This window comes from Streptomyces sp. 2131.1 (genome assembly GCF_900105515.1).
Lineage (GTDB): Bacteria > Actinomycetota > Actinomycetes > Streptomycetales > Streptomycetaceae > Streptomyces > Streptomyces drozdowiczii.
Genome location: NZ_FNSY01000001.1, coordinates 5285171 through 5309450, shown reverse-complemented (window position 1 = coordinate 5309450; position 24280 = coordinate 5285171). Strand labels below are relative to the sequence as shown.

21 protein-coding genes are annotated in these 24280 nt (G+C 71.9%); 4 read left to right on the top strand and 17 right to left on the bottom strand.

Annotated features, from left to right (window positions below):
- Positions 1-22: 22 nt before the first annotated feature.
- The 15 genes from BLW14_RS23865 to rsmH all read right to left on the bottom strand — a co-directional run bounded on the left by BLW14_RS23865 (position 23) and on the right by rsmH (position 16666).
- Complete coding sequence (locus BLW14_RS23865) at positions 23-307, bottom strand: YggT family protein (protein ID WP_093709231.1); 285 nt, start codon at positions 305-307, stop codon at positions 23-25.
- A gap of 72 nt (positions 308-379) precedes the next feature.
- Entirely contained in the window at positions 380-997 is a 618-nt protein-coding gene (locus BLW14_RS23860) for a cell division protein SepF (protein WP_018104459.1), read from the bottom strand.
- Positions 998-1122: 125 nt separating this feature from the next.
- A complete protein-coding gene (locus BLW14_RS23855; protein WP_093709230.1) occupies positions 1123-1842 on the bottom strand; it encodes a YggS family pyridoxal phosphate-dependent enzyme in 720 nt (239 codons plus the stop codon).
- Between the two features lie 6 nt (positions 1843-1848).
- A complete protein-coding gene (gene pgeF / locus BLW14_RS23850) occupies positions 1849-2607 on the bottom strand; it encodes a peptidoglycan editing factor PgeF (protein ID WP_177154082.1) in 759 nt (252 codons plus the stop codon).
- A complete protein-coding gene (gene ftsZ, locus BLW14_RS23845; RefSeq protein WP_093709228.1) occupies positions 2604-3824 on the bottom strand; it encodes a cell division protein FtsZ in 1221 nt (406 codons plus the stop codon). The genes pgeF and ftsZ overlap by 4 nt, the downstream gene beginning before the upstream one ends.
- Before the next feature lie 276 nt (positions 3825-4100).
- A complete protein-coding gene (locus BLW14_RS23835) occupies positions 4101-4895 on the bottom strand; it encodes a cell division protein FtsQ/DivIB (RefSeq protein ID WP_093709226.1) in 795 nt (264 codons plus the stop codon).
- A gap of 50 nt (positions 4896-4945) precedes the next feature.
- On the bottom strand, positions 4946-6040 hold the full coding sequence (murG, locus tag BLW14_RS23830) for an undecaprenyldiphospho-muramoylpentapeptide beta-N-acetylglucosaminyltransferase (protein ID WP_093709225.1): 1095 nt from the start codon (positions 6038-6040) through the stop codon (positions 4946-4948).
- 6 nt (positions 6041-6046) lie between these two features.
- Positions 6047-7381 (bottom strand): putative lipid II flippase FtsW, encoded by a 1335-nt coding sequence (gene ftsW / locus BLW14_RS23825; RefSeq protein WP_093709224.1) that lies wholly within the window; start codon positions 7379-7381, stop codon positions 6047-6049.
- 112 nt (positions 7382-7493) lie between these two features.
- Positions 7494-8921 (bottom strand): UDP-N-acetylmuramoyl-L-alanine--D-glutamate ligase, encoded by a 1428-nt coding sequence (murD, locus tag BLW14_RS23820; protein ID WP_093709223.1) that lies wholly within the window; start codon positions 8919-8921, stop codon positions 7494-7496.
- Entirely contained in the window at positions 8918-9988 is a 1071-nt protein-coding gene (gene mraY, locus BLW14_RS23815) for a phospho-N-acetylmuramoyl-pentapeptide-transferase (protein WP_093709222.1), read from the bottom strand. The genes murD and mraY overlap by 4 nt, the downstream gene beginning before the upstream one ends.
- A complete protein-coding gene (murF, locus tag BLW14_RS23810) occupies positions 9985-11391 on the bottom strand; it encodes a UDP-N-acetylmuramoyl-tripeptide--D-alanyl-D-alanine ligase (protein WP_093709221.1) in 1407 nt (468 codons plus the stop codon). The genes mraY and murF overlap by 4 nt, the downstream gene beginning before the upstream one ends.
- A gap of 4 nt (positions 11392-11395) precedes the next feature.
- Positions 11396-13114: a UDP-N-acetylmuramoyl-L-alanyl-D-glutamate--2,6-diaminopimelate ligase gene (locus tag BLW14_RS23805; protein ID WP_093709220.1), complete on the bottom strand. Its 1719-nt coding sequence runs from the start codon at positions 13112-13114 to the stop codon at positions 11396-11398.
- Positions 13115-13131: 17 nt separating this feature from the next.
- A complete protein-coding gene (locus BLW14_RS23800; protein WP_093709219.1) occupies positions 13132-15114 on the bottom strand; it encodes a peptidoglycan D,D-transpeptidase FtsI family protein in 1983 nt (660 codons plus the stop codon).
- Positions 15115-15120: 6 nt separating this feature from the next.
- Positions 15121-15603 carry a cell division protein FtsL gene (locus BLW14_RS23795; protein WP_093709218.1) on the bottom strand — a complete coding sequence of 161 codons (483 nt, stop codon included), beginning with the start codon at positions 15601-15603 and terminating at the stop codon, positions 15121-15123.
- Between the two features lie 97 nt (positions 15604-15700).
- Positions 15701-16666, bottom strand: a complete 966-nt coding sequence (rsmH, locus tag BLW14_RS23790) for a 16S rRNA (cytosine(1402)-N(4))-methyltransferase RsmH (RefSeq protein WP_093709217.1) — start codon at positions 16664-16666, stop codon at positions 15701-15703.
- A gap of 378 nt (positions 16667-17044) precedes the next feature.
- Here rsmH and BLW14_RS23785 point away from each other — a divergent pair, with 378 nt between their 5' ends.
- The 4 genes from BLW14_RS23785 to BLW14_RS23770 all read left to right on the top strand — a co-directional run bounded on the left by BLW14_RS23785 (position 17045) and on the right by BLW14_RS23770 (position 22743).
- A complete protein-coding gene (locus BLW14_RS23785) occupies positions 17045-17584 on the top strand; it encodes a beta-class carbonic anhydrase (protein ID WP_093709216.1) in 540 nt (179 codons plus the stop codon).
- Between the two features lie 287 nt (positions 17585-17871).
- Positions 17872-18918 carry an AAA family ATPase gene (locus tag BLW14_RS23780; protein ID WP_093709215.1) on the top strand — a complete coding sequence of 349 codons (1047 nt, stop codon included), beginning with the start codon at positions 17872-17874 and terminating at the stop codon, positions 18916-18918.
- Complete coding sequence (locus BLW14_RS23775; protein WP_177154081.1) at positions 18918-20291, top strand: DUF58 domain-containing protein; 1374 nt, start codon at positions 18918-18920, stop codon at positions 20289-20291. Before BLW14_RS23780 ends, BLW14_RS23775 begins: the two co-directional genes overlap by 1 nt.
- 40 nt (positions 20292-20331) lie before the next feature.
- Positions 20332-22743 carry a transglutaminase TgpA family protein gene (locus BLW14_RS23770; protein ID WP_093709213.1) on the top strand — a complete coding sequence of 804 codons (2412 nt, stop codon included), beginning with the start codon at positions 20332-20334 and terminating at the stop codon, positions 22741-22743.
- Between the two features lie 66 nt (positions 22744-22809).
- Here the strand turns inward: BLW14_RS23770 and BLW14_RS23765 are convergent, their stop codons facing one another.
- Positions 22810-23208 (bottom strand): DUF3040 domain-containing protein, encoded by a 399-nt coding sequence (locus tag BLW14_RS23765; RefSeq protein WP_018518670.1) that lies wholly within the window; start codon positions 23206-23208, stop codon positions 22810-22812.
- A gap of 285 nt (positions 23209-23493) precedes the next feature.
- Complete coding sequence (locus BLW14_RS23760) at positions 23494-24252, bottom strand: class I SAM-dependent methyltransferase (protein WP_093709212.1); 759 nt, start codon at positions 24250-24252, stop codon at positions 23494-23496.
- Positions 24253-24280: the final 28 nt, after the last annotated feature.

Genomic DNA, 24280 nt, shown 5'->3' with positions numbered 1-24280 from the left:
GCAGTCGGCAGGACCGTATCGCTCACAGCCTGATCACGATGCTGATCAGGATGGAAACGATGATCATCAGAACGAAGAAGGACAGGTCGAGTGCCACGCCCCCGAGACGCAGCGGCGGGATGAACCGCCGCAGGAGCTTGAGCGGTGGATCGGTGACCGTGTACGTGGTCTCGAGGACGACCACCATCGGCTTGCCCGGCTGCCATGAACGTGCGAACTGGAAGACGTAGTCCATGACGAGCCGGAAGATCAGCACGATGAGGAAACACATCAACGCGATGTAGACAACACTTTGTGCGACGCCCATCTCTCGCGCTTCCCTCTCCCCTGGCTCTCGTAGCGCCGGCCTCTCGGCCGGGTCGTTCCCGGTGTCGTGTTCTCAGCTCTGGTTGAAGAATCCGCCCTCTGCGATACGGGCCTTGTCCTCCGCCGTGACATCGACGTTAGCAGGAGACAGCAGGAACACCTTCTGTGTCACTCGTTCAATGCTGCCATGGAGACCGAAGACGAGTCCCGCGGCAAAGTCGACAAGTCGCTTCGCGTCCGTATCGTCCATCTCCGTGAGATTCATGATCACCGGAGTGCCCTCACGGAAGTGTTCCCCGATGGTACGGGCCTCGTTGTAGGTCCTGGGGTGCAGCGTGGTGATCCGGTAGGGCTCCCGCTCGGACACGACCTTGGGCATGATCACCGGTGCGTTCTTCTCCATGTTCGGGCGTTCAGGTGTGATGGATGCCACGGGTGCGATCCGGGCGGGTCGCTCGCGCTCCGCCGGGATCTGGACGGGCTCCCGCTGCGCCGGCGGCTGGACCGCGCGGACCGGTTCGTCACGCTCCCGGTCCCGCTCCACCTGATGCGCGGGCTGGTGCCGACGCCGGTCGCGTTCGGGCTCCGGCTCGGGTTCGAATTCGTCGTCGGGGTCGAACCCCGGGCCGTCGTACCCATCGTCCTCCACGAGGCCGAGGTAGACCGCCATCTTGCGCATCGCGCCGGCCATGCTCTGAGTCCTCCGCTCTGTGGTGGATCGGCATCTGTCACCAAGTGCCCGCGATCCACTCCGGCCTGCCCGCCCTGGGCGGTAATGACCATATTTTCTGCTGTGGTCCGACTTGCTTGGCGACGTTACCCGAGGCCGGGGCGGACTCCGAGTACCGCAGTACCGACGCGCACATGTGTCGCTCCGGCCGCGATCGCGTCCTCGAGGTCCGCACTCATCCCTGCAGAGACCATGTTCGCAGCAGGATGGTTCCCGCGCAGCCGGGATGAGAATTCCATCAGCCGGTCGAACGCGGCCCGTTGGCGTCCGGCGAACGGCCCGGCGAGCGGCGCGACGGTCATCAGTCCGTCCAGTCGCAGCCCGGGCGCGTCGGCGACCGCGTCGGCCAACTCTTCGATCCCGTCCGGGGCCACGCCTCCGCGCGCACCCCGCTCCCCACTCTCCGCGTCGAGCGCCACCTGGATCAGGCAGCCGAGTTCGCGGCCGCCGCGTCCGGCCGCCGACGAGAGGGCGGTCACCAGCTTCGTACGGTCCACCGACTGCACGACATCGGCATAACCGGCCACCGAACGAACCTTGTTGGTCTGCAATTGACCGACAAAGTGCCAGGAGAGGGACAGATCCGCACATGCGGCTGCCTTGGGGGCGGCGTCCTGGTCGCGGTTCTCCGCGACCTGACGCACACCGAGTCCGTGCAGAATCCGCACATCGCTCGCGGGGTAGGTCTTGGTGACCACGATCAGGGTCACGTCCTCCCGCGGGCGCCCGGCCGCGGCGCAGGCCGAGGCGATCCGGTCGTCCACCCGCGCCAGATTCGCGGCGAGTTCGTCCTTGCGTTCCGTCATGCCCTATCAGTCCAGCCAGACATATCCGGCGAGCCGCCCGGTGGTGCGGTCGCGTCGGTACGAGAAGTGGTCGCCCGATTCAAGGGTGCAGAAGGGCGACGCGTGCCGGTCGGTGACGCCGAGCGCCGCCAGCTGCGCGTGCACGCCGCCGGTGACGTCCACCGCCGGGGTGCCCCAGCTCGTTTCGGACCACGAACCGGGCACGCGCGCGGCGACCTCGTCCCGCATCGCCGCCGGCACCTCGTAGCACCGCCCGCAGACGGCCGGCCCGGTACGGGCGGTGATCCGGGAGACCTCCGCGCCGAGCCGGACCATGGCCTCGACCGCGGCCGGCACGACACCGGCGACCAGCCCCGGCCGGCCCGCGTGCGCCGCGGCGGCGACACCGGCCTCCGGATCGGCGAGCAGGACGGGCGTGCAGTCCGCGGTGAGTACGGCGAGCGCGAGGCCGCGGCGCGCGGTGACCACGGCGTCGACGGCGGGAATCCCCGGGGCGTCGCCCCAGGGCCCGTCGACCACGGCCACGTCGCGGCCGTGCACCTGGTTCATCCAGACGACCCGCGCCGGATCGATGCCCCGGGCACGCGCGGCGCGCTCCCGGTTGGCGAGAACGGCGGTGGGGTCGTCGCCGACCGCGCCGCCGAGATTGAGCTCCGCGTACGGGGCGGCGCTCACTCCGCCCCACCTGTCGGTGAAGGAGAAATGAGCGCCGCCCCGCGAAAAGACAGAAACCTTCGAGCTCACTGCGTCGTGCGGACCTATCACTTCAAGAAGTCCGGTACGTCCAGCTCTTCGGCCTGGGAGTCCGAGTAGGGACGGGCCGGCGGGACGTGCGGCGGCGAGACGACCGGTGGAAGGTGGGTCTCACCCGCCGCCGGAGCCGGCTCGGCCTGCGCCGGCGACTCCTCGCGCGGCGGGACGGAACCGAGCCCGCCCGACTGACGCACCGGCTCGGCGGCCCGGACCGGCGTCGGGGCCGGCTCCTCGCGCTTGGCGGTGTTGCCGCCGAGCGCGATCTCCCGCCGGGCCGGCGGCTGTCCGCCGTCGAAGCCCGCCGCGATGACGGTGACGCGCACCTCGTCGCCGAGGGCGTCGTCGATGACCGCGCCGAAGATGATGTTCGCCTCCGGGTGCGCCGCCTCGCTCACCAGCTGGGCGGCCTCGTTGATCTCGAAGAGACCGAGGTCGCTGCCGCCGGAGATGGAGAGCAGGACACCGCGGGCGCCGTCGATGGACGCCTCCAGGAGCGGCGAGGAGATCGCCATCTCCGCGGCGGCCACCGCGCGGTCGTCGCCGCGGGCGGAGCCGATGCCCATGAGCGCCGATCCGGCCTCGGACATGACCGACTTGACGTCGGCGAAGTCGAGGTTGATCAGGCCCGGCGTGGTGATGAGGTCGGTGATGCCCTGGACACCCGACAGCAGCACCTGGTCGGCCGACTTGAATGCGTCGAGCACGCTGACCTGGCGGTCCGAGATGGACAGGAGCCGGTCGTTGGGGATGACGATGAGGGTGTCGACCTCTTCGCGGAGTTCGGCGATGCCGTCTTCCGCCTGGTTCGCGCGACGCCGGCCCTCGAAGGTGAACGGGCGGGTGACCACACCGATCGTCAGGGCGCCGAGCGAGCGCGCGATGTTGGCGACGACGGGTGCGCCACCGGTGCCGGTGCCGCCGCCTTCGCCTGCGGTGACGAAGACCATGTCGGCCCCCTTGAGGACCTCCTCGATCTCCTCACGGTGGTCCTCTGCCGCCTTACGACCGACGGCCGGGTTCGCCCCGGCGCCGAGGCCGCGGGTGAGTTCACGGCCGACGTCGAGCTTGACGTCGGCGTCGCTCATCAACAGGGCTTGCGCATCCGTGTTGATCGCGATGAACTCGACGCCCTTGAGACCGACCTCGATCATTCGGTTGATGGCATTGACACCACCGCCGCCGACACCGATGACCTTGATGACTGCGAGGTAGTTCTGCGGTGCTGCCACGTCGAAGGCCTCTCGCCTCGAGTTACGTGTCGTCGCTTCGCGGTGATCCCGCCGCGACGACGGATGCCGATTGGGACGGTCCGAACGCCGACCCAAACCCTAACGTTCAAGTTTAGGGTTACCAGTGTGTCTGCTTCATGGACTCTTCCGAACAGGACACTAAGTCGACAAGTGGCGCACGTTCAACGAACACGCCGAACCTCCCGTTTTTCTTTTCACCCTATGTGATCACCCGTAGCGCTGACCAACCAGGGTGCTGGCCAGGCCAAATGTGCGTCAACTACCCGATGCCGCGGGGGCGGTGGGTGCACTCACGTCGAAGTGTCCCGCTTTGGGGGCGGCCTTCATGAGAGCGGTGAGGACTCGCGCCTTCGCCGCACCCGCTTCACCGCTCCCCCACAGCACCGTTCGATCTCCGGTGAGTTCCAGGGAGATGGCGTCGTACGAGGCGACCCGGACGACCCGGGTGTCCTCGGCGACACCGCCCGGGAGATCACCCGCCACCCGGACCGCTTCCCGCACCAGCCGGTCGCCGCCGAAGCGGCGCAGACTCGCGGAGTGACCGGTGGCCACTTCCAGCAGGGGTACGCCCGCGGGCGCCTTGTCCACCGTCGCGAAGCGCACGCCCCCGGCGTCCACTTCGATGAACTTCGCGCCCTTTTCGACCAACAGGACCGGCTGTCGTTCGGTCACCTTAAGTCCGATGCCGTGCGGCCATGACCGAACGACATCCACCGAGTCGATACGAGGCAACTTCTGGCGCAACCTCTTCTCGATCGCGCCGGTGTCCACGGAGACCAGCGGGGCGTTCATCGGCACCGCGGCCGCGCGCTCCACCTCGGCCGGCGTCAGCACCCGGACGCCGGTCACCCTGACCTGCCCGACCCTCAGCCAGGAGGACCCGTACAGCACCCAGACCGCGCCGGAGCCGAGCAGCAGCACGGCCGCGGCGATCAGGACCAGCAGCCGGCGCCGGGTGATGCGGCGCCCCTCGGGACCCGGGCGCGGCGGCCGTTCCGGGGCGTCCTCCTGCTTCCCTGCACCGCGCTGGGCGGTCGTCGGTCCGGCCACGCTCGCTCCTTATGCCGGGTCCGGGGGCGGTGCCCCCGGACCCGCCCGCCTCACGCGTTACGGCGTGCGGCAATCGCCTCGTACACCATGCCGACCAGCAGATCGTCGGCGTCCCGGCGGCCGAACTCTGCGGCGGCACGGGACATTTCATACAACCGGTGCGGATCGGACAGCACCGGCAGGACGTTGCCCTGCACCCACTCCGGGGTCAGCGCCGCGTCGTCCACCAGCAGACCGCCGCCGGCGTTGACCACCGGCTGGGCGTTCAGCCGCTGTTCGCCGTTGCCGATGGGCAACGGGACGTAGGCGGCGGGCAGTCCGACGGCGGAGAGTTCGGCGACGGTCATCGCGCCCGCGCGGCAGAGCATCATGTCGGCCGCGGCGTACGCGAGATCCATCCGGTCCACGTACGGTACCGGGATGTAGGGGGGCATCCCGGGCATGTTGTCCACGCGCGGCAATTCGTTCTTCGGTCCGACCACGTGCAGGATCTGGATGCCGGAGCGCTGGAGCAGCGGGGCGACGCGCTGCACCACCTCGTTGAGGTGGCGGGCGCCCTGCGAGCCGCCGGAGACCAGCAGCGTGGGCAGGTTGGGGTCGAGGCCGAACGCGTCGCGCGCCTCGGGGCGTACGCGGGCCCGGTCGAGGGTGGCGATGGTGCGGCGGAGCGGGATGCCGATGTAGCGGGCGCCGCGCAGCTTGCTGTCCGGCGTGGAGACGGCGACGCCGTGCGCGTACCGCGAGCCGATCTTGTTGGCCAGGCCGGGCCGGGCGTTGGCCTCGTGGACCACGATCGGGACGCCGGCCCGCTTGGCCGCCAGGTAGCCCGGCAGGGCCACGTAACCGCCGAAGCCGACCACGCAGTCGGCCCTGGTGCGTTCCAGGATCTGCTCGGCGGCCTTGATGGTGCCGCGCAGCCGGCCCGGGACGGTGATGAGTTCGGGGGTGGGCTTGCGCGGCAGCGGTACGGCCGGGATGAGGGCGAGTTCGTACCCCCGCTCGGGTACGAGCCTGGTCTCCAGTCCCCGCTCCGTACCGAGAGCGGTGATCCCCACGCTCGGGTCCTGCCTGCGCAGGGCGTCCGCGAGGGCAAGCGCGGGCTCGATGTGGCCGGCGGTCCCCCCGCCGGCGAGTACGACATGCACCGAAATTCACCGCTCTCCGGACGAACGCTTCTTGACGCGCCGTCTCATCGTCTTCCATCTCACCCCGGGCCTCCGCACGGCCAGGGCCGCCTTCGCGGCGGGCTCGTCCCGCGCGAACGCGATCAGCAGCCCGACGGCGAACATGGTCGGCAGCAGGGCCGACCCCCCGTAGGAGAACAGCGGGAGCGGGACACCGGCGATCGGCAGCAGGCCGAGCACCGCACCGATGTTGATCACGGCCTGCGCCGTGATCCAGGTGGTCACACCTCCCGCTGCGTACCTCACGAAGGGGTCCTCCGTGCGTCCCGCCACGCGGATACCCGCATAGCCTAGAGCCGCGAAGAGGGCGAGCACCGACAGCGTCCCCGCCAACCCCAGTTCCTCCCCGGTGATGGCGAAGATGAAGTCGGTGTGGGGTTCGGGCAGTTGGCCCCATTTTTCCACACTCGCACCGAGGCCCGATCCGAACCATCCGCCCGACGCCAGAGCATAGATCCCGTGCACGGCCTGCCAGCAGGAGCCGCCGGGCCCGGGCTCGCTGGCGCCCATGCAGTCCAGTCTGGACATGCGGTTGGGGCTCGTCTTGATCAGCAGGAAGCCGATGAGGCCGGCGGTGGCGAGCACTCCGGCGAAGAGCCTGGTCGGCGCACCGGCCAGCCAGAGCAGGCCGAACAGGATGGCCGTGAGAATGATCGCAGTGCCCATGTCACCGCCGAGCATGATGAGTCCGAGCAGCATGAAGGCGACCGGCACCAGCGGTACCAGCATGTGCTTCCACTGGGTCAGCAGCCGCTTGTCCTGTTTGCGGGCGAGCAGGTCGGCTCCCCACAGGACGAGGGCCAGCTTGCCGAACTCGCTGGGCTGGAGCTGGAAGGGCCCGCCCAGGTAGAGCCAGTTGCGGTTGCCGTTGACCGACATCCCTATCCCCGGCACCTGGACCAGGACCATCAGGAAGACGGCGCCCATGAGCAGCGGGTAGGCCAGCGCGCGGTGCAGCTTGACCGGCATCCGGGCGGCGGCCGCCATCAGCCCGGCCCCGATCACGGCGGCCAGGAACTGCTTGCGGAAGAAGTAGGTGCCGGGCTTGCCCAGCTCCAGCGCCTTGATCATCGAGGCGGAGTAGACCATCACCAGGCCGAGCACGGTGATCAGCAGTCCGGCGCCCAGGATCACGTAGTACGCCGTCAGCGGGCGGTCCCAGGCCCGCCGTGCCCGCTCGTACAGCCGCCGCACACCGCCGCCGCGCGGGCTGCGGGGGCCGCCCGTGCTCCGGGCCCGCACCGCCGCGGGCCGCCGGGCCTTGGCAGCGGGCCGTACCCGCACGCTCTCTTCGGCCGGCATGTCCCTGTCCCCTCCACTGCTCGTGCCCGGGGCTCCGGCGCCGCGGCACCGCCCCGGCGCAGCCGTACGCGCCCCGGTGGGCCGGGACGGTGCGGCGCGGCGGCCGGACCCGTCAGGCGCTCTCGGCGGCGCGTGCGCGGACGGCGTCCGCGAAGGCCTCGCCCCGCTTGTTGTAGTTGACGAACATGTCCATGGAGGCGCAGGCCGGGGCCATCAGTACGGTGTCTCCCGGCCGGGCGAGCCCTGCCGCCTCGCGGACCGCCTCGGACATCGCCCCAGTGTCGGTCCGGTCGAGGTCGACCACAGGGACCTCGGGCGCGTGTCGCGCGAGGGCTTCGCGGATCAGGGCGCGGTCGGCGCCCATCAGCACGACGCCCCGCAGCCGCTTGGCGCAGCCGGTCACCAGCTCGTCGAAGGTGGCGCCCTTGGCCAGCCCGCCGGCGATCCAGACGATGGAGTCGTAGGCGGCGAGGGATGCCTCGGCGGCGTGCGTGTTGGTGGCCTTGGAGTCGTCCACGTACGCGACGCCGCCGACGTCCGCGACGTGCTCGATGCGGTGCGGGTCCGGGCGGAAGTTGCGCAGCCCGTCGCGCACGGCGGCGGGCTCGACGCCGTAGGCGCGGGCCAGGGCCGCGGCGGCCAGGGCGTTGGCGATGTTGTGCGGGGCCGGCGGATTGACGTCCGCGACCTCGGCCAGCTCCTGGGCCTGCTTCTGGCGGTTCTGCACGAAGGCCCGGTCGACGAGGATGCCGTCCACGACGCCCAGCTGGGAGGGCCCCGGCGTGCCGAGGGTGAAGCCGATGGCCCGGCAGCCCTCCTCGACGTCCGCCTCGCGCACCAGGTCCTCGGTGGCCGGGTCGGCGGCGTTGTACACGCAGGCGACCCGGTTGCCCTCGTAGATCCGGCCCTTGTCGGCGGCGTACGCCTCCATGGAGCCGTGCCAGTCGAGGTGGTCGGGGGCCAGGTTGAGCACTGCGGCGGAGTGGGCGCGCAGGGAGGGCGCCCAGTGCAGCTGGTAGCTGGAGAGTTCGACGGCGAGGACGTCGTAGGGCTCGTCGCCGAGGACGGCGTCCAGCAGCGAGACGCCGATGTTGCCGACGGCGGCGGTGCGCAGTCCGGCGGCCTCCAGGATGGAGGCGAGCATCCGTACGGTCGTGGTCTTGCCGTTGGTGCCGGTGACCGCGAGCCAGGGCGCCGGTTCCCGGCCGTCCTGACCGCGCAGCCGCCAGGCGAGTTCGACGTCGCCCCAGACCGGCACGCCCGCCTCGGCGGCCGCGGCGAACAGCGGCTTGCCGGGCTTCCAGCCGGGGGCGGTGACGACGAGCTCGGTGGACGTGGGCAGGGTGTCGCCGTCGCCGAGGCGCACGGCGATGCCCTGCGCCTCCAGCTCGGCGGCCTGGGCGCGGGAGCGCTCGTCCTCCCCGTCGTTGACGACGGTGACGACGGCGCCGAGGCCGTGCAGCACCCGGGCCGCCGGGATCCCGGAGACCCCGAGTCCGGCGACCGTGACGTGCTTGCCCTGCCAGTCCACGTTGCTCACTTCTTGGCTGCCCATCCTGCGTAGAAGAGGCCGAGTCCGACGATCACGCACATGCCCTGGATGATCCAGAAGCGGACCACCACAAGGACTTCGGACCACCCCTTGAGTTCGAAGTGGTGCTGGAGCGGTGCCATGCGGAAGACGCGCTTGCCGGTCATCTTGAACGAGCCGACCTGGATGACGACGGACATCGTGATCATCACGAAGAGTCCGCCGAGGACGGCCATCAGGAACTCGGTGCGCGAGCAGATCGCGAGGCCCGCGAGCGCGCCGCCGAGGGCGAGCGAACCGGTGTCCCCCATGAAGATCTTGGCCGGCGAGGTGTTCCACCACAGGAAGCCGAAGCAGGAGCCCATCAGCGCCGAGGCCACGACCGCGAGGTCGAGGGGGTCGCGCACTTCGAAACAGGCGCTCGGGTTCGTGAGGGTTCCGGCGTTGGCGCAGGACTCCTGGAACTGCCAGAGCCCGATGAAGGTGTACGCGCCGAAGACCATCACCGACGCGCCGGTGGCCAGGCCGTCCAGACCGTCCGTCAGGTTCACGCCGTTGGACATGGCGAGGATCATGAACAGCGCCCAGACGACGAAGAGCACCGGGCCGATCGACCAGCCGAAGTCCTCGACGAACGAGAGCTTGTCGGAGGCCGGGGTGTTGCCGCGGGCGTCGGCGAACTGCAGCGAGAGCACCGCGAAGGCGATCCCGACTATCAGCTGGCCGGCCATCTTCGCCTTGGCCCGCAGACCGAGCGAGCGCTGCTTGACGATCTTGATGTAGTCGTCGAGGAAGCCGACGAGTCCCATGCCGGCCATCAGGAAGAGGACCAGCACACCGGAGAAGCGCATCTCCTCGCCGGTGATCACCTTCGCCAGGAAGTACGCGATGAGCGTCGCCAGGATGAAGGCGATGCCGCCCATCGTGGGCGTGCCCTTCTTGGACCCGTGGGTGCGCGGGCCGTCGTCGCGGATGAACTGCCCGTATCCCTTGCGGGCCAGGAGCTTGATCAGCAGCGGTGTGCCGACCAGGGTCAGGAAGAGCCCGATGGCTCCCGCGAAGAGGATCTGCCTCATCGGCCCGCGACCTCGCCCTCGGTCGCGTTCTCCAGCAGTGCCGTTACGACCTGCTCCAGGCCGACCGACCGGGACGCCTTCACCAGCACGACGTCTCCCGGGCGCAGTTCCCTGCGCAACAGGTCGACGGCAGCCTGTGCGTCGGACACGTGCACCGACTCCTCACCCCACGAACCCTCGTTGTATGCGCCCAGTTGCAGCCAGGAGGCTTCTCTGCCCCCGACCGCGACGAGCTTGCTGACGTTGAGCCGGACGGCGAGCCGTCCGACCGCGTCGTGCTCGGCGAGCGAGGCGTCGCCGAGCTCGGCCATCAGGCCGAGCACCGCCCACGTACGACGCCCCTTCCCCATGGCGACCAGCGCGCGGAGCGCGGCTTTCACGGATTCGGGGTTGGCGTTGTAGGCGTCATTGACGAACGTCACGCCGTCCGGACGCTCGGTGACCTCCATGCGCCAGCGGGAGAGGGTGCCCGCCTCGGAGAGCCCTTCGGCGATCTCGTCTGCGGACAGGCCCAGCTCATGGGCGACGGCGGCCGCGGCGAGCGCGTTCGACACGTGGTGCTCACCGTACAGGCGCATGGTCACGTCGCTGCACCCGGTGGGTGTGTGGAGGCGGAACGCGGGGCGTCCGTCGTCGGTGAGTCGCACGTCTTCGCCCCGTACGTCCGCATCCGCGGCTTCGCCGAAGAGGACGACCCGGGCCTTGGTACGGGAGGACATGGCGCGTACGAGGGGGTCGTCGGCGTTGAGCACGGCGATGCCGTCCTCGGGCAGCGACTCGACCATCTCCCCCTTGGCCTGGGCGATCTGCTCCTTGCCGCCGAACTCGCCGATGTGCGCGCTGCCGACGTTGAGCACGAGGCCGATGCGCGGCGGGACGAGTCCGGTGAGGTAGCGGATGTCCCCGATGTAGCGGGCGCCCATTTCGAGGACCAGGTGCCTGGTCTCGTCGGTGGCGCGCAGCGCGGTGAGCGGCAGGCCGATCTCGTTGTTGAGGTTGCCCTCCGGGTAGACGGTGGGCCCCTTGCGCTCCAGGAGCTGGGCGATGAGGTCCTTGGTGGAGGTCTTGCCCGCGGAGCCGGTGAGGGCGACGACGGTGGCGCCGAGGCGGCGGACGACAGCGCGGGAGAGCGCGCCGAGGGCCGCCACGACGTCGTCGACGACGATCGCGGGCACACCGACGGGACGGGTGGCCAGGACGAGGGCCGCGCCCGCCTCGGCGGCGCGCTCGGCGTAGTCGTGGCCGTCGGCCCGTTCGCCGGCGAAGGCGACGAACAGGCTGCCGGGCGTCACCTTGCGGGAGTCGATGACGACCGGCCCGCTGACGGTCGCTGCCGGATCCGGTATGTCGTGCGTCTGCCCGCCGACGATTTCGGCGATCTCGGCGAGGGAAAGGGCGATCACTTGGTCATCCCTGACTGTTGTTCTCGTGGTGGGAGGCACGGGGGTCGGCGCCGTCGTGCCCCAGGGAGCGCTCGATGGCCTCGCGCAGGACGACCCGGTCGTCGAAGGGGCGGACGACGCCGTGGACGTCCTGGCCCTGCTCGTGGCCCTTGCCTGCGACGAGCACGGTGTCGCCGGGTTCGGCCCGGGCCACCGCGGCGGCGACGGCCGCGGCGCGGTCGGCGTCGACGAGGACGTCACCGCGCTCGTGGACGGGGACCTCGGCGGCGCCGGCCAGCATGGCGGCGAGGATGCCGAGGGGGTCCTCGGAGCGGGGGTTGTCGGAGGTCAGGACGGCGGTGTCGGCGAGCCGGGCGGCCGCCGCGCCCATCGGGCCGCGCTTGGTGGTGTCGCGGTCGCCGCCGCAGCCGAGGACGATGTGCACCTTGCCCTTGGTGACCTTGCGCAGGGAGCGCAGCACGGACTCGACGGCGTCGGTCTTGTGCGCGTAGTCGACGAGCGCGAGGTAGGGCTGTCCGGCGTCGATCCGCTCCAGCCGGCCGGGCACGCCGGGCACGGTCGCGATGCCGTCGGCCGCGGTCTGCGGGTCGACGCCGGCGACGGCGAGGGTGACGATCGCGGCCAGGGTGTTGGCGACGTTGAACGGGCCGGGGAGCGGGGCCTTGGCGTCGGCCCGCTCGCCGTCGGGGCCGACGACGGTGAAGGTGGAGCCGAGCTGGCCGACGACGACGTCCTCGGCGCGCCAGTCGGCGTCCGGGTGGCCCTCGGCGGAGAAGGTCGTGATGGGCACGGATGCCTCGGTGACGAGCCTGCGGCCGTACTCGTCGTCGTAGTTGACGACGCCCCGCTTGCTGAGCCGCGGGGTGAACAGCTGGGCCTTGGCCTGGAAGTAGTCCTCCATGCCGGAGTGGAACTCCATGTGCTCCGGGCTGAGGTTGTTGAAGACGGCGACGTCGAAGACGCAGCCGTCGACCCGGCCGAGTACCAGCGCGTGGCTGGAGACCTCCATGGTGACGGCGTCGACGCCGCGTTCGCGCATGACGGCGAACAGGGCCTGGAGGTCGGTGGCTTCGGGCGTGGTGCGCTCGGACTTGATGCGCTCGTCGCCGATCCGCATCTCCACCGTACCGATGAGCCCGGTGGGGCGTCCCGCGCCGCGGAAGCCGCCCTCGACGAGGTAGGCGGTGGTGGTCTTGCCGGACGTGCCGGTGATGCCGATCTGGAGGAGGTCGGCGCCGGGCCGGCCGTAGATCTCGGCGGCGAGTTCGCCCATCCGGCCGCGCGGGTTCTCGGTGACCAGCACCGGGATCCCGGTGGCCCGGGCGCGCTCGGCGCCGGTGGGGTCGGTGAGGATCGCCGCAGCGCCGAGGCCGGCCGCCTGGGCGGCGAAGTCGGCGCCGTGCAGCCGGGCGCCCGGCAGGGCCGCGTACAGGTCCCCGGGGCGCACGGCCCGGGAGTCGTGGGTGATGCCGGTGACGTCGCCGGTGCCCGGCGGTTCGGCTCCCAGCCGGTCTGCGAGCGTGGCCAGGGACGTCGGCCGCAGCCGGTCCGGGCGGGGCGCTCCCGGGTAGTTCACAGGCGCGTCCTTCTGGGTCGTTCGGGACTGTTCAGCGTGGGGCACGGCGGTGAGCGTACCGGGCGCACCTGCCCTCTCGCGAAGTGAGGGGCCGGAGGAACGGACGTTCTCGTTCCGGTTCCCGGGGTCGGGGGTGATGGTTGTCACTGGTGGTCTCCGCGAGTTCACTCGCCGGTTCCGAAGAAGACCGGCAGCTTGGCCGGCGGGCGGCCGGACGGGGGTGTCTGGAGGGTCTTGAGGGCGAACTCCATGACCTGCTTGTAGATGGGTCCGCAGGTCTGGCCGCCGAAGTGGCTGCCCTTGGTGGGGTTCTGGATCGCGCAGTAGACGGTGACCCGGGGGTCGTCGGCGGGCGCGAAGCCGGCGAAGGACGCGGTGTAGCCGTGGTAGCCGCCGCGCACCGGGTCGACGCGGTTGGCGGTGCCGGTCTTGCCCGCGACCCGGTAGCCGGGGATCTGGGCCTTGGTGCCGGTGCCCTCCTGGTCGCTGACCACCGATTCGAGCATGGTGGCGAGGGTCTTGGCGGTCTTCTCGCTGACGACCCGCCTCTGTCCGGGCGCCTCGGCCGGGTTGAAGCGGCCGTCCGGGCCCCTGGTACCGCGTACGAGGGTCGGTTCGATCCGTACGCCGCCGTTGGCGACCGTCGAGTAGATCGAGGCGGCCTGCATGGCGTTGAGGGAGAGGCCCTGGCCGAACGGGATCGTGTACTGCTGCGAGGTCGACCAGTCCTGCGGCTTGGCGAGCAGGCCGGGCGTCTCGCCGGGGTAGTCGAGCCCGGTGGGCGATCCGATGCCGAATTTCCTCAGATAGGAGTACAGCACCTTGTTCGCCTGCGGCTGCGTCTTCCCCAGCTGACCGGTGGCCATGATGGTGCCGATGTTGCTGGACTTGGCGAGGACGCCGTTGAGCGTCAGCTGCCAGGTGGGGTGGTCGATGTCGTCCTTGAAGAGGCGGTCGCCCCGGTGCAGCCGGTTGGGGACCGTGACGTGCGTACCGGCGGTGGCGACGCCTTCCTCCAGCACGGCGGCCATGGACATCACCTTGCTGGTGGAGCCGGGTTCGTAGACGTCCTGGAGGGCCGCGTTGCCCAGGGAGGCGGCGTCGGCCTGCGAGAGGTCGTTGGGGTCGAAGCCGGGGGCGTTGGCCATGGCGAGGACCTCGCCGGTGCGGGTGTTCTGCACGATGACGTAACCGCGGTCGGCCTTCGACTTCTCCACCTGCTCGGAGATGGCCTTCTGGGCCGCCCACTGGATGTCGCGGTCGATGGTCAGCTCGATGTCGGAGCCCGCCACCGCCGGGACCTCCTTGGTGCCCGCGGTGGGCACCCTGCGGCCGCCGGACTGGGCGTACTTGATCGTGCCGTCCTCGCCCGCGAGCTGCTTGTCCAGCTGGGATTCGAGGCCGCCCGCGCCCTTGCCCTCGGCGTTGACGTAGCCCAGTATCCCGGCGGCCAGGGCGCCGTTGGGGTAGACCCGCTTGGTGGTCGCCTCCTGGAAGACGCCCGCCAGCACATTGGCGCCGGTGCCGCCGGCCAGCTTGTCCTTCGCGGCCTTCTCGGCGAAGACGGACTTGAGGTCCTTGATCTGCTTCCAGACCTGCGGGGTCTGCCTGCGGGCCAGGACCGCGTACCGGCTCTTCGGCTGGGAGAGCTTCTTGACGAGCCCCTCCGCGTCCACGCCGAGGATCGGCGCGAGCAGCGCCGCCGCCTGCTGGGGGGCGTCGGGCGCCTTGCTGTCGGCCGGCGTGAACATCTTGGGGTCGGCCGTGATGTCGTACGCGTCCACGCTGGTGGCCAGCGCGATGCCGCTGCGGTCGGTGATCTCCCCGCGCTCCGCGGCGACCGTGTAGCTCAGGTAGCGGTTCGTCTCCGCCTTCGCGGCGTACGCGGGCGCGTCGACGGCCTGGACCTGGAGGAGCCGTACGACGAACGCGATCATGACGAGCGTCAGGCCGAGGCTGACCAGCCGCAGCCTGGGACGCGGGCTGCCCAGCCGCAGCGTCCGCCCGGAGCGTCCGCGTGGCGCCCGGCCGCGCGGCGCGGCGGAGGGGCGGCGTCGCTGCTGGGGGCGCGGCCGGGCGGACGCGGCGGCGTTACGGGGCCGCGCGGGGCCGGGGACCCGGCGGCGCGGTGGTTCCTTGGAGGGCACTGCGTGTCACCTGCCGGGGCTCGTGGAGGGCTGTGCTGCCGGGGTGCCGGAGGCCGTGGCCGCGCCGGGCGCCGGGGTGGCCGTGGGAGTGGGCGCGCCGGCGGACGGGGACGCGGCCGGCGTGGTCGGCGGGGGCACGACGACCGGGGCCGGCGGGGGCGCGACGGCCGGGGCCGGCGGGGCCTTGGACGGGACGCCCCGGACCGTGCCGTCGGGGTTCAGGAAGGCGGGGCCGCCGCCGGGGACCATGCCCAGCTCGCGGGCGCGGCGGGCGAGGGCATCGGGCTCGAAGGAGGCGTCGACGTCGCGCTGGAGGGCCTGCTGCTCGTCGGTCAGCTCGGTGGTCCGCTTCTTCAGCTCGCTCAGCTCGAAGGAGCCCTCGTTGAGCGCGGAGTTGAGCAGCAGCAGGGTGATCAGGCCGCCGCCCAGGAGCAGGACGACGAGCAGGACGAACGGGGTCCGGGCCGCGGTGCTCGGCCCGGCGGGCATCAGCCGGGCGAGCCGTGCGGCGCGTCCTTGTCGCGGCCCGGCCGGTTTGCTCACCGCACCGCTCCGTCCCCGGCGGGCGCGGCCGCGGACCGGCGGCTCACCGCTCGTCCTCGCGGATGCGCTGGACGCCTCGCAGCCGGGCCGGGGCGGCGCGGCGGTTCTCGGCGACCTCTTCCTCGGTGGGGAGTTCGGCGCCCCGGGTGAGCAGCTTCAGCCGGGGCTGGTAGCGCTCGGGGACGACGGGCAGGCCGGGCGGGGCGGTGTTGGCGGCGCCCGCCGCGAACACCTGCTTGACCAGGCGGTCCTCCAGCGACTGGTACGCGAGGACCGCGATGCGCCCGCCGACGGCGAGGGCGGAGACGGCGGCCGGAATGGCCCGCTCCAGGACCGTGAGCTCGCCGTTGACCTCGATGCGCAGGGCCTGGAAGGTGCGCTTGGCGGGGTTGCCCCCGGTGCGCATGGCGGCCTGCGGCAGGGCCTCACGGATCAGCTCGACGAGCCGGGCGCTGTTGGTGAACGGCTCCTTCTCGCGCTCGCGCACGACGGCGGAGACGATGCGCTTGGCCTGCTTCTCCTCGCCGTACGCGCGCAGGATGCGCACGAGTTCGCCCGGCGGGTAGGTGTTGAGGACCTCGGCCGCGCTGATGCCGGTCGTCTGGTCCATGCGCATGTCGAGCGGTGCGTCGCGGGCGTAGGCGAAGCCCCGGTCGGACTCGTCCAGCTGCATCGAGGAGACACCGAGGTCGAACAGGATGCCCTGCACCTTGGGGACGCCGAGCCGGTCGAGCACCTCGGGCAGTTCGTCGTAGACGGCGTGCACCAGGGTCGCGCGGTCGCCGTAGGGGGCGAGCCGCTCGCCGGAGAGGCGCAGGGCCTCCTTGTCGCGGTCCAGGGCGATCAGCCGGGCGGTGGGGAAGGCGGCGAGCAGCGCCTCGCTGTGGCCGCCGAGGCCGAGGGTGCAGTCGACGACCACGGGGGGCTGGGGGCCGGGCGCCTCCAGAGCCGGTGCCAACATGTCCAGGCATCGCTGGAGCATCACCGGGACGTGTCGGGTCTGGCTCATGCGCCCTCTCAGGCTCAGCTCCCGCGTGGCGGGACGTACGGCCTGGTCCCCGCCCGCTCGCGAAGGGGAGGTCCGCCGGCGCCGGGGAAGGGGCGTCAGCCGACCGGCGAGCGGGAGAGGGCCGGGCCGTACGTACGCCGCGCACACGGGTAATAGTTCGAAATGTGCAGGCTGTCGGTAACTTCCCGTCACTTTAGTCCACCCTGCCACTCCATCGATTCCCGATCAATCAACCCGGCAGCGCGTCGGCCCTCGCGCGTTCACTCACGCGGGCGACCTGAGACAGGCTTGTGGATTACCTCACAACAAGCGGTGTTGACGTTTTTTGTCCGCTTCCCCCTCCCACCGGGGCGGGTGGCGGGGGCTAACGTCTTGAGCATGTCGACTTCCGCGCACTCCCCCGCCGAGCCCGCCGCCTCCGCCACGGTCACCGACCGTCTGGTCGAGGCGAACGGCCGTTACGCCTCCGAGTTCAAGGACCCCGGTATGGACGCCAAGCCGGTGCTCCAGGTCGCCGTGGTCGCCTGCATGGATGCCCGGCTCGACCTGCACAAGGCCCTCGGCCTGTCGCTGGGCGACTGTCACACCATCCGCAACGCCGGCGGCGTGGTCACGGACGACGTCATCCGTTCGCTGGCGATCAGTCAGCGGGCTCTCGGCACGCGCAGCATCGTCCTGATCCACCACACGGGCTGCGGCATGGAGTCCATCACGGAGGACTTCCGCCAGGAGCTGGAGCACGAGGTCGGACAGCGGCCGTCGTGGGCCGTGGAGGCCTACACCGACGCCGACCAGGACGTGCGGCAGTCGATGCAGCGGGCCCGCACCTCGCCGTTCCTCAAGCACACCGACGACGTGCGCGGCTTCGTCTTCGACGTGACCACCGGAAAGCTGCGCGAGGTCCTGCCGGCCGCCTGACCGGATGATGATCGGACCGGGCGGCCCGGCAGGGCCGCCCGCAGGGGGCGGACGACCACCTTCCGGTGAGAAATCATCACCCAATCCGACATATCACTCCCGGTTGTCCACAGGCGAGTGACACGAAGCGGTAACGGCAACAAGAATGCGTGAGTGACACCCCGTCGGACCTTGTTTCCGGCGTGGTGTCCGCATTTCGGGGAGGGCCGCGCCGCGCGACGGTGCCGGCCCGTGACTGGGGAATCCCGCGCTCCTCGTGAGCGCGGGGCAGGGCCGAGGAGGGCCGGGTGACGACCTATGACGATCGAGCGAGCCTCACAGATCTGACCACCACCGTCGAGCGGGTGCGCAGGTCGATGGAGACCGTGATCGAGGGCAAGCCCGAGGTCGTGCGGCTTTCGCTGACCGTGCTGCTCGCGGAGGGGCACCTGCTGATCGAGGACGTCCCCGGGGTGGGCAAGACCATGCTGGCCAAGGCGCTGGCCCGGTCCGTCGACTGCTCGGTGCGGCGCATCCAGTTCACGCCGGACCTGCTGCCCTCGGACATCACCGGTGTGTCGATCTACGACCAGCAGCGGCGCGACTTCGAGTTCAAGCCCGGCGCGATCTTCGCCCAGGTCGTGATCGGCGACGAGATCAACCGCGCCTCGCCGAAGACCCAGTCCGCGCTGCTGGAGTCGATGGAGGAGCGCCAGGTCACCATCGACGGGCACAGCTACGAGCTGCCCGACCCGTTCATGGTCGTGGCGACGCAGAACCCGGTGGAGATGGAGGGCACGTATCCGCTCCCCGAGGCCCAGCGCGACCGGTTCATGGCCCGGGTGTCGATCGGCTACCCCAGCGCGGAGGCCGAGCTCAGGATGCTCGACGTGCACGGGGGCCTCTCGCCGCTCGACGACCTGCAGCCCGTGGCGCACGCGCACGACATCGTGAAGCTCATCGACGCGGTCCGCGCGGTCCACGTGGCCGAGGCCGTCCGCAGATACGCCGTCCAGCTCGTCGGTGCCACCCGCACCCACCCCGACCTCCGGCTCGGCGCCTCGCCGCGCGCCACGCTGCACCTGCTGCGCGCCGCCAAGGCGTCCGCCGCGCTGGCCGGCCGGGACTACTGCCTGCCGGACGACGTGCAGGCGCTGGCCGTCGCGGTGCTCGCCCACCGTCTGCTGCCCACCGCGCAGGCCCAGCTCAACCGCCGCAGCGCCGAGCAGGTGGTGCTGGAGATCCTTCAGCACACCCCGGTACCCACGGCCTCCGGCGGCGCCGTGCCCGCTCCCCCGTACCAGGCCGGCCCGGCGTACGGCGGCCCGCAGCAGCCCGGCATGCGGCGTCCGTGATGGCTCCGGGGGGACCCGTCGCGATGGACGGGGCCGACGACAAGGGCGGGGTACGGGCCGCGCTCGGCGGCCTGACCACCCGGGGGCGGTCCTTCCTCGCCGCCGGGAGCGCCGCGGCGGTCTGCGCCTATGTGCTGGGCCAGGGTGACCTGCTGCGCGTCGGACTGCTGCTCGCCGTGCTGCCGCTGGTGTGCGTGACGGTTCTCTACCGGACCCGCTACCGGGTCACGGGCACCCGCAAGCTCTCCCCGTCGCGCGTCCCGGCCGGCTCGGAGTCCCGCGTCCACCTGCGCATGGACAACGTCTCGCGGCTGCCCACGGGGCTGCTCATGCTCCAGGACCGGGTGCCGTACGTGCTCGGGCCACGGCCCCGGTTCGTGCTGGACCGGGTGGAGGGGGGCGGCCGGCGCGAGGTGTCGTACCGGGTCAGGTCCGACCTGCGCGGCCGCTACCCGCTGGGGCCGCTGCAACTGCGGCTGAGCGACCCGTTCGGCATGTGTGAGCTGACGCGTTCCTTCAGCGCGTACGACACCCTGGTCGTGGTCCCGCGCACCGAGCCGCTGCCGCCCGTACGGCTGGCGGGCGAGGCGTCCGGCCGCGGCGAGGGACGCCAGCGGTCCCTGGCGCTGGCCGGTGAGGACGACGTGATCCCGCGCGGCTACCGCTACGGAGACGACCTGCGCCGGGTCCACTGGCGCTCCACCGCCCGCTACGGCGAGCTGATGGTGCGCCGCGAGGAGCAGCCGCAGCGCGCCAGGTGCACGGTCCTGCTCGACACCCGGGAGGCCGCCTACCGGGGGACGGGGCCGGACTCCGCGTTCGAGTGGGCCGTCTCCGGGGCGGCCTCCGTGCTGGTGCACATGCTGGAGCGCGGCTTCGCGGTCCGGCTGCTGACGGACGTGGGGGACGCGGTGCCGGGCGACGGCGAGGGCGGCTTCGCCGGCGCCACCCAGGCCACCGCGGAGTCGGCGGGGCTGATGCTGGACACCCTCGCGGAGATCGACCACTCCGACGGCGGGGGCCTTTCGCGCGCCTACGACGTGCTGCGCGGGGGCGGCGAGGGGCTGCTGATCGCCTTCCTGGGCGATCTGGACGACGAACAGACCGGTGTGGCCACCCGGATGCGGCAGCGCAGCGGTGGGGCCGTGGCCTTCGTGCTGGACAGCGCCGCCTGGGTGAACGGCGAATCGCCCGCCACCCGGGAAGCGGCGGAGCGACGGGACCGCAGGCTGCGCGAGGCGGGGTGGACGGTGGTGCCGGCGGGGCCCGGCGCACAGCTGGGCGCGCTGTGGCAGCTGGCGGGCCGGCAGGGGGCCTCGGCCGAGTCCGGCGCCGCGGCCGGACCGGCCGGATACGGCGGGGGCTGGGGATGAGAGGGCTGCGCATGGGGGCGCTGGGTACGAGGGAGCGGTCATGAGCGGTCGTGGCCGGCTGGCTCTGGCGGCTTTCGCGGCGACGCTGATGGCGGCGTGTTCGATGCTGCCGCTGGTGGACCCGTCGAACTGGATGGCGCAGGCGGTGTTCCTGCTGGCCGTGCAGAGCGGGATGGGGGCGCTGGGCCGACGGGTGCCGCTGCCCCGGCTGCTGACGGTCGCGGCCCAGGCGCTGGTCATGGTGGTGCTGCTGACCGTGGTGTTCGCCCGGGAGCAGGCGGTGGCGGGCGTGCTGCCCGGACCGCAGGCCGTGCGGCGGCTCGCGGACCTGCTGACGGCCGGTGGCGACGACGTCGGACAGTACGCGATTCCGGCGCCGGCCACCCCGGGGATCCGGCTGATGCTGGTGGGCGGTGTCCTGCTGGTCGGGCTGCTGGTGGACACGCTGGCGGTGACGTTCCGCAGCGCGGCGCCCGCCGGACTGCCCCTGCTGGCGCTCTACTCGATCGCGGCCGGGCTCACCGAGCGCGGCGCGGACTGGCTGTGGTTCCTGCTGGCCGGGTGCGGCTATCTGCTGCTCCTGCTCGCCGAGGGGCGTGACCGGCTCTCCCAGTGGGGCCGGGTGTTCGCCGGCGCGGCCGCGCCCCGGGGCGGTTCGTCCGCCGGGCCCGACGCGACGGGCGGCAGGGCGCTCGCCCCGGTGCGCACAGGTCGGCGGATCGGCGCGCTGGCCCTCGGGATCGCACTGGTCGTGCCCGCTGCGCTGCCCGCGCTCGACAGCGGTCTGCTGGGCGGTACGGGCGGCGGGGGCGGCAGGGGTTCCGGGGGCGGCACCATCTCCGCGGTGAACCCGCTGGTCTCGCTCCAGGACAATCTGAACCAGCCGGAGAACCGGCAGGTGATGTCGTACCGCACCAACGCGAAGAGCCCGAGCGACTTCTATCTGCGCATCCTGGCGCTGGACCAGTTCAACGGGAACGAGTGGCGTGCCTCGACGCGGCGGCTCCAGGACGTGCCGAAGCGGTTCCCGACGCCTTCGGGCCTCTCCCCCTCCGTCTCCGTGACGGAGGTCAGGTCGACCGTCTCGGCGTCACCCTCGTACAAGCAGACCTATCTGCCGCTGCCCTTCCCGGCGGCCGAGGTGCGGGTGGGCGGCCGCTGGCGGTTCGAGCCGGAGGGGCGCACGCTCGTCGGTGACGACGGGGAGACCACCGGCGGCGCGCAGTACACGGTGACCAGCCTCGACGTGCAGCCGACGTCCGACCAGCTCGCCCGCGCGGGCGCGGTGCCGACGGACCTGCTCCGCGAGTACACCGAGGTGCCCCAGACACTGCCGCCGGTAGTCGCGCAGCGGGCCGACGAGGTCACCAAGGGGGCCGCCAACCCCTACGAGCGTGCGGTGAAGCTCCAGGACTACTTCGCCACCAACGGCGGGTTCACCTACGACACCTCGGTCGACTCGGGCACCGGCACCTCGGCGATCGCCCGCTTCCTGAAGGACCGGCGGGGCTTCTGCGTCCACTTCTCGTTCACGATGGCCGCGATGGCCCGGACGCTGGGAATCCCGGCCCGGGTCGCGGTGGGCTTCACACCGGGCTCCGCCCAGCCGGACGGTTCGTACACGGTGGGGCTGCGCGACGCGCACGCCTGGCCCGAGCTGTACTTCGAGGGCATCGGCTGGACGCGCTTCGAGCCGACGCCGACACGGGGTTCGGTGCCGTCGTACACCCTGCCGGACGCGCCGTCCGGTGACACGGCGGACCCGGCCCGGCCGGAGGCGGACGCCTCTGCCCCGGCCGCGCCCACCCCGTCCGCGTCGGAGAGCTGCCCGGCACAGATGCTCAAGCAGGGCGAGTGCGGGCAGTCGGCGGCGCCCGGGGTGGCCGCGCCGACGGACCCGGGGACGCCGACGGGCACCGTGCTCGGCATCGTCGTCGCGGTCGTGCTCGTCATCCTGCTGCCGCTGCTGCCGATGTGCTGGCGGCTACGGACGCGGGCGCGCAGGCTGGGCGCGTCGGCCGGCCGTACCCCGGCGGACACGGCGGCGCGGACGCTGGCGGCGTGGCAGGAGATCACCGACACGGCGTGGGACCACGGCACCCCGCCGGACGAGGCCCTGACCCCGCGCCGGGCCGCCGAACGGCTGGTGCGCCTGGGCCGGCTGGACACCGAGGCGTCGGAGGCGGTGCACCGGGTGGCGGGAGCGGTGGAGCAGGTGCTCTACGCCCCCGAGCCGCGCCCGGTGTCGGGCCTGGCCGAGGACGCGCGCACGGTACGGACCGGGCTGGGCCTCGCGGCCGGCCGCGCCACCCGCCTCCGCGCACTGGTGGCGCCTCGCTCGGCCGTACGGGTGGCGGGGGCCCTCTCGAAGCGCCGTGCGGCTCTCACCGCCCGGTTCCACCTGCCCACGCGCCCGTCCTGGACCCGCCGCCCGTCCCGCCAGGAGGGGTGAGCGGGTTCACGTAAGGGTGAGGGGCGGCCGCATCCGCGGCCGCCCCTCACCCTTACGTACTGTGTCCTACTGTCCCTGCTCGTCACGGCGGCGCTGCCACCGCTGCTCGATCCGGTTCATCACGGACCGGCGCTGACGGGACTGCCGGCGCTCGCCCGCACCGCCGGCGCGCACCGCCTGCTGCTCGCCCGGCTTGGGTGCCTTGCGCCATCCCGTGACTGCGAGCACCGCGCAGCCCAGCATGACGAGGAAGCCCACTACGCTGATCCAGATCTGCTGAGCGACCATTCCGGCCATGAGGAGCGCGATACCCACCAGAAAGCCAGCGACTGCCTGGTAGACCCGTCGCCGGGTGTACGTACGCAGCCCACTTCCCTCGAGCGCTGTCGCGAACTTGGGATCTTCGGCGTACAGCGCTCGCTCCATTTGCTCGAGCATTCGCTGCTCGTGCTCCGAGAGCGGCACGGAGTCCTCCTCGTCGTCGGCCGCGGGGGGCGGCCGGTATGCGGCCCTTCCAGGATAGGCAGGGAATCGCCCCCGTGAAACCCGCCCTCATTGCCAATCAGCCAGTCCGGGCCGCCACGACGGCTCAGCTGCTGAGGCGTTGATTCCCCAACCTCCGATCCGTCATGCCGGATGGTGTCCCCCGATCATACGGGGCCGGAGCCCCGAACGGGGCTGCCGGTGCGTACTCCGTATGCCGCTGCGTCGCTGATCAGCCGCGCTGCCGCCGGTAACCCTCCGGGGGTTTCAGCCGCGCTTGGTGCCCAGGACGTGCAGCTGGGTGGCCACCGAGTGGAACGCCGGCAGTTCCGCGGCCGCGGCCTCCAGCTTGAGCAGGGCCTCCATCGCGCCCGGTTCGGTGTCCACCAGGACTCCAGGGACGAGGTCGGCGAAGACCCGGACGCCGTGCACGGCGCCCACCTCGACCTCGGCGGCCGTGACCAGCTCGGTCAGCTGCTCGGCCGTGTACCGGCGGGGCATCGGGTCCCCGTCGCCCCAGCGGCCCTCCGGGTCGCCCAGCGCGTGCCGTGCCTCGTTGAAGTGGCCGGCGAGCGCGCGGGCCAGTACGGCGCCGCCCAGCCCGGCGGCGAGCAGGCTCAGCGCCCCGGCCGGACGGAGGGCCTCCACCGCGTTCCGCACACCCTCGGCGGGGTCGTCGACGTACTCCAGGACGCCGTGGCACAGCACCGCGTCGTACCCCCCGCGCTCCACCACGTCGAACAGACCGAGGATGTCGCCCTGCACCCCGTGGACCCGGTCGGCGACGCCCGCCTCGGCGGCCCGGCGCTCCAGCGCGAAGAGCGCGTTGGGGCTGGGGTCCACGACGGTGACCCGGTGGCCCAGACGGGCGGCGGGCACGGCGAAGTTGCCCGTGCCGCCGCCGGTGTCCAGCACGTCCAGGGCGTCCCGGCCGGTCACCTTGACCCGGCGGTCGAGGGCGTCCTTGAGGACCTCCCAGACCACAGCGGTACGGAGGGAGGCGCGGGGGCGCAGCGGGTCCGACACGGCAGTTGACTCCTCGGCACGGGCCGCC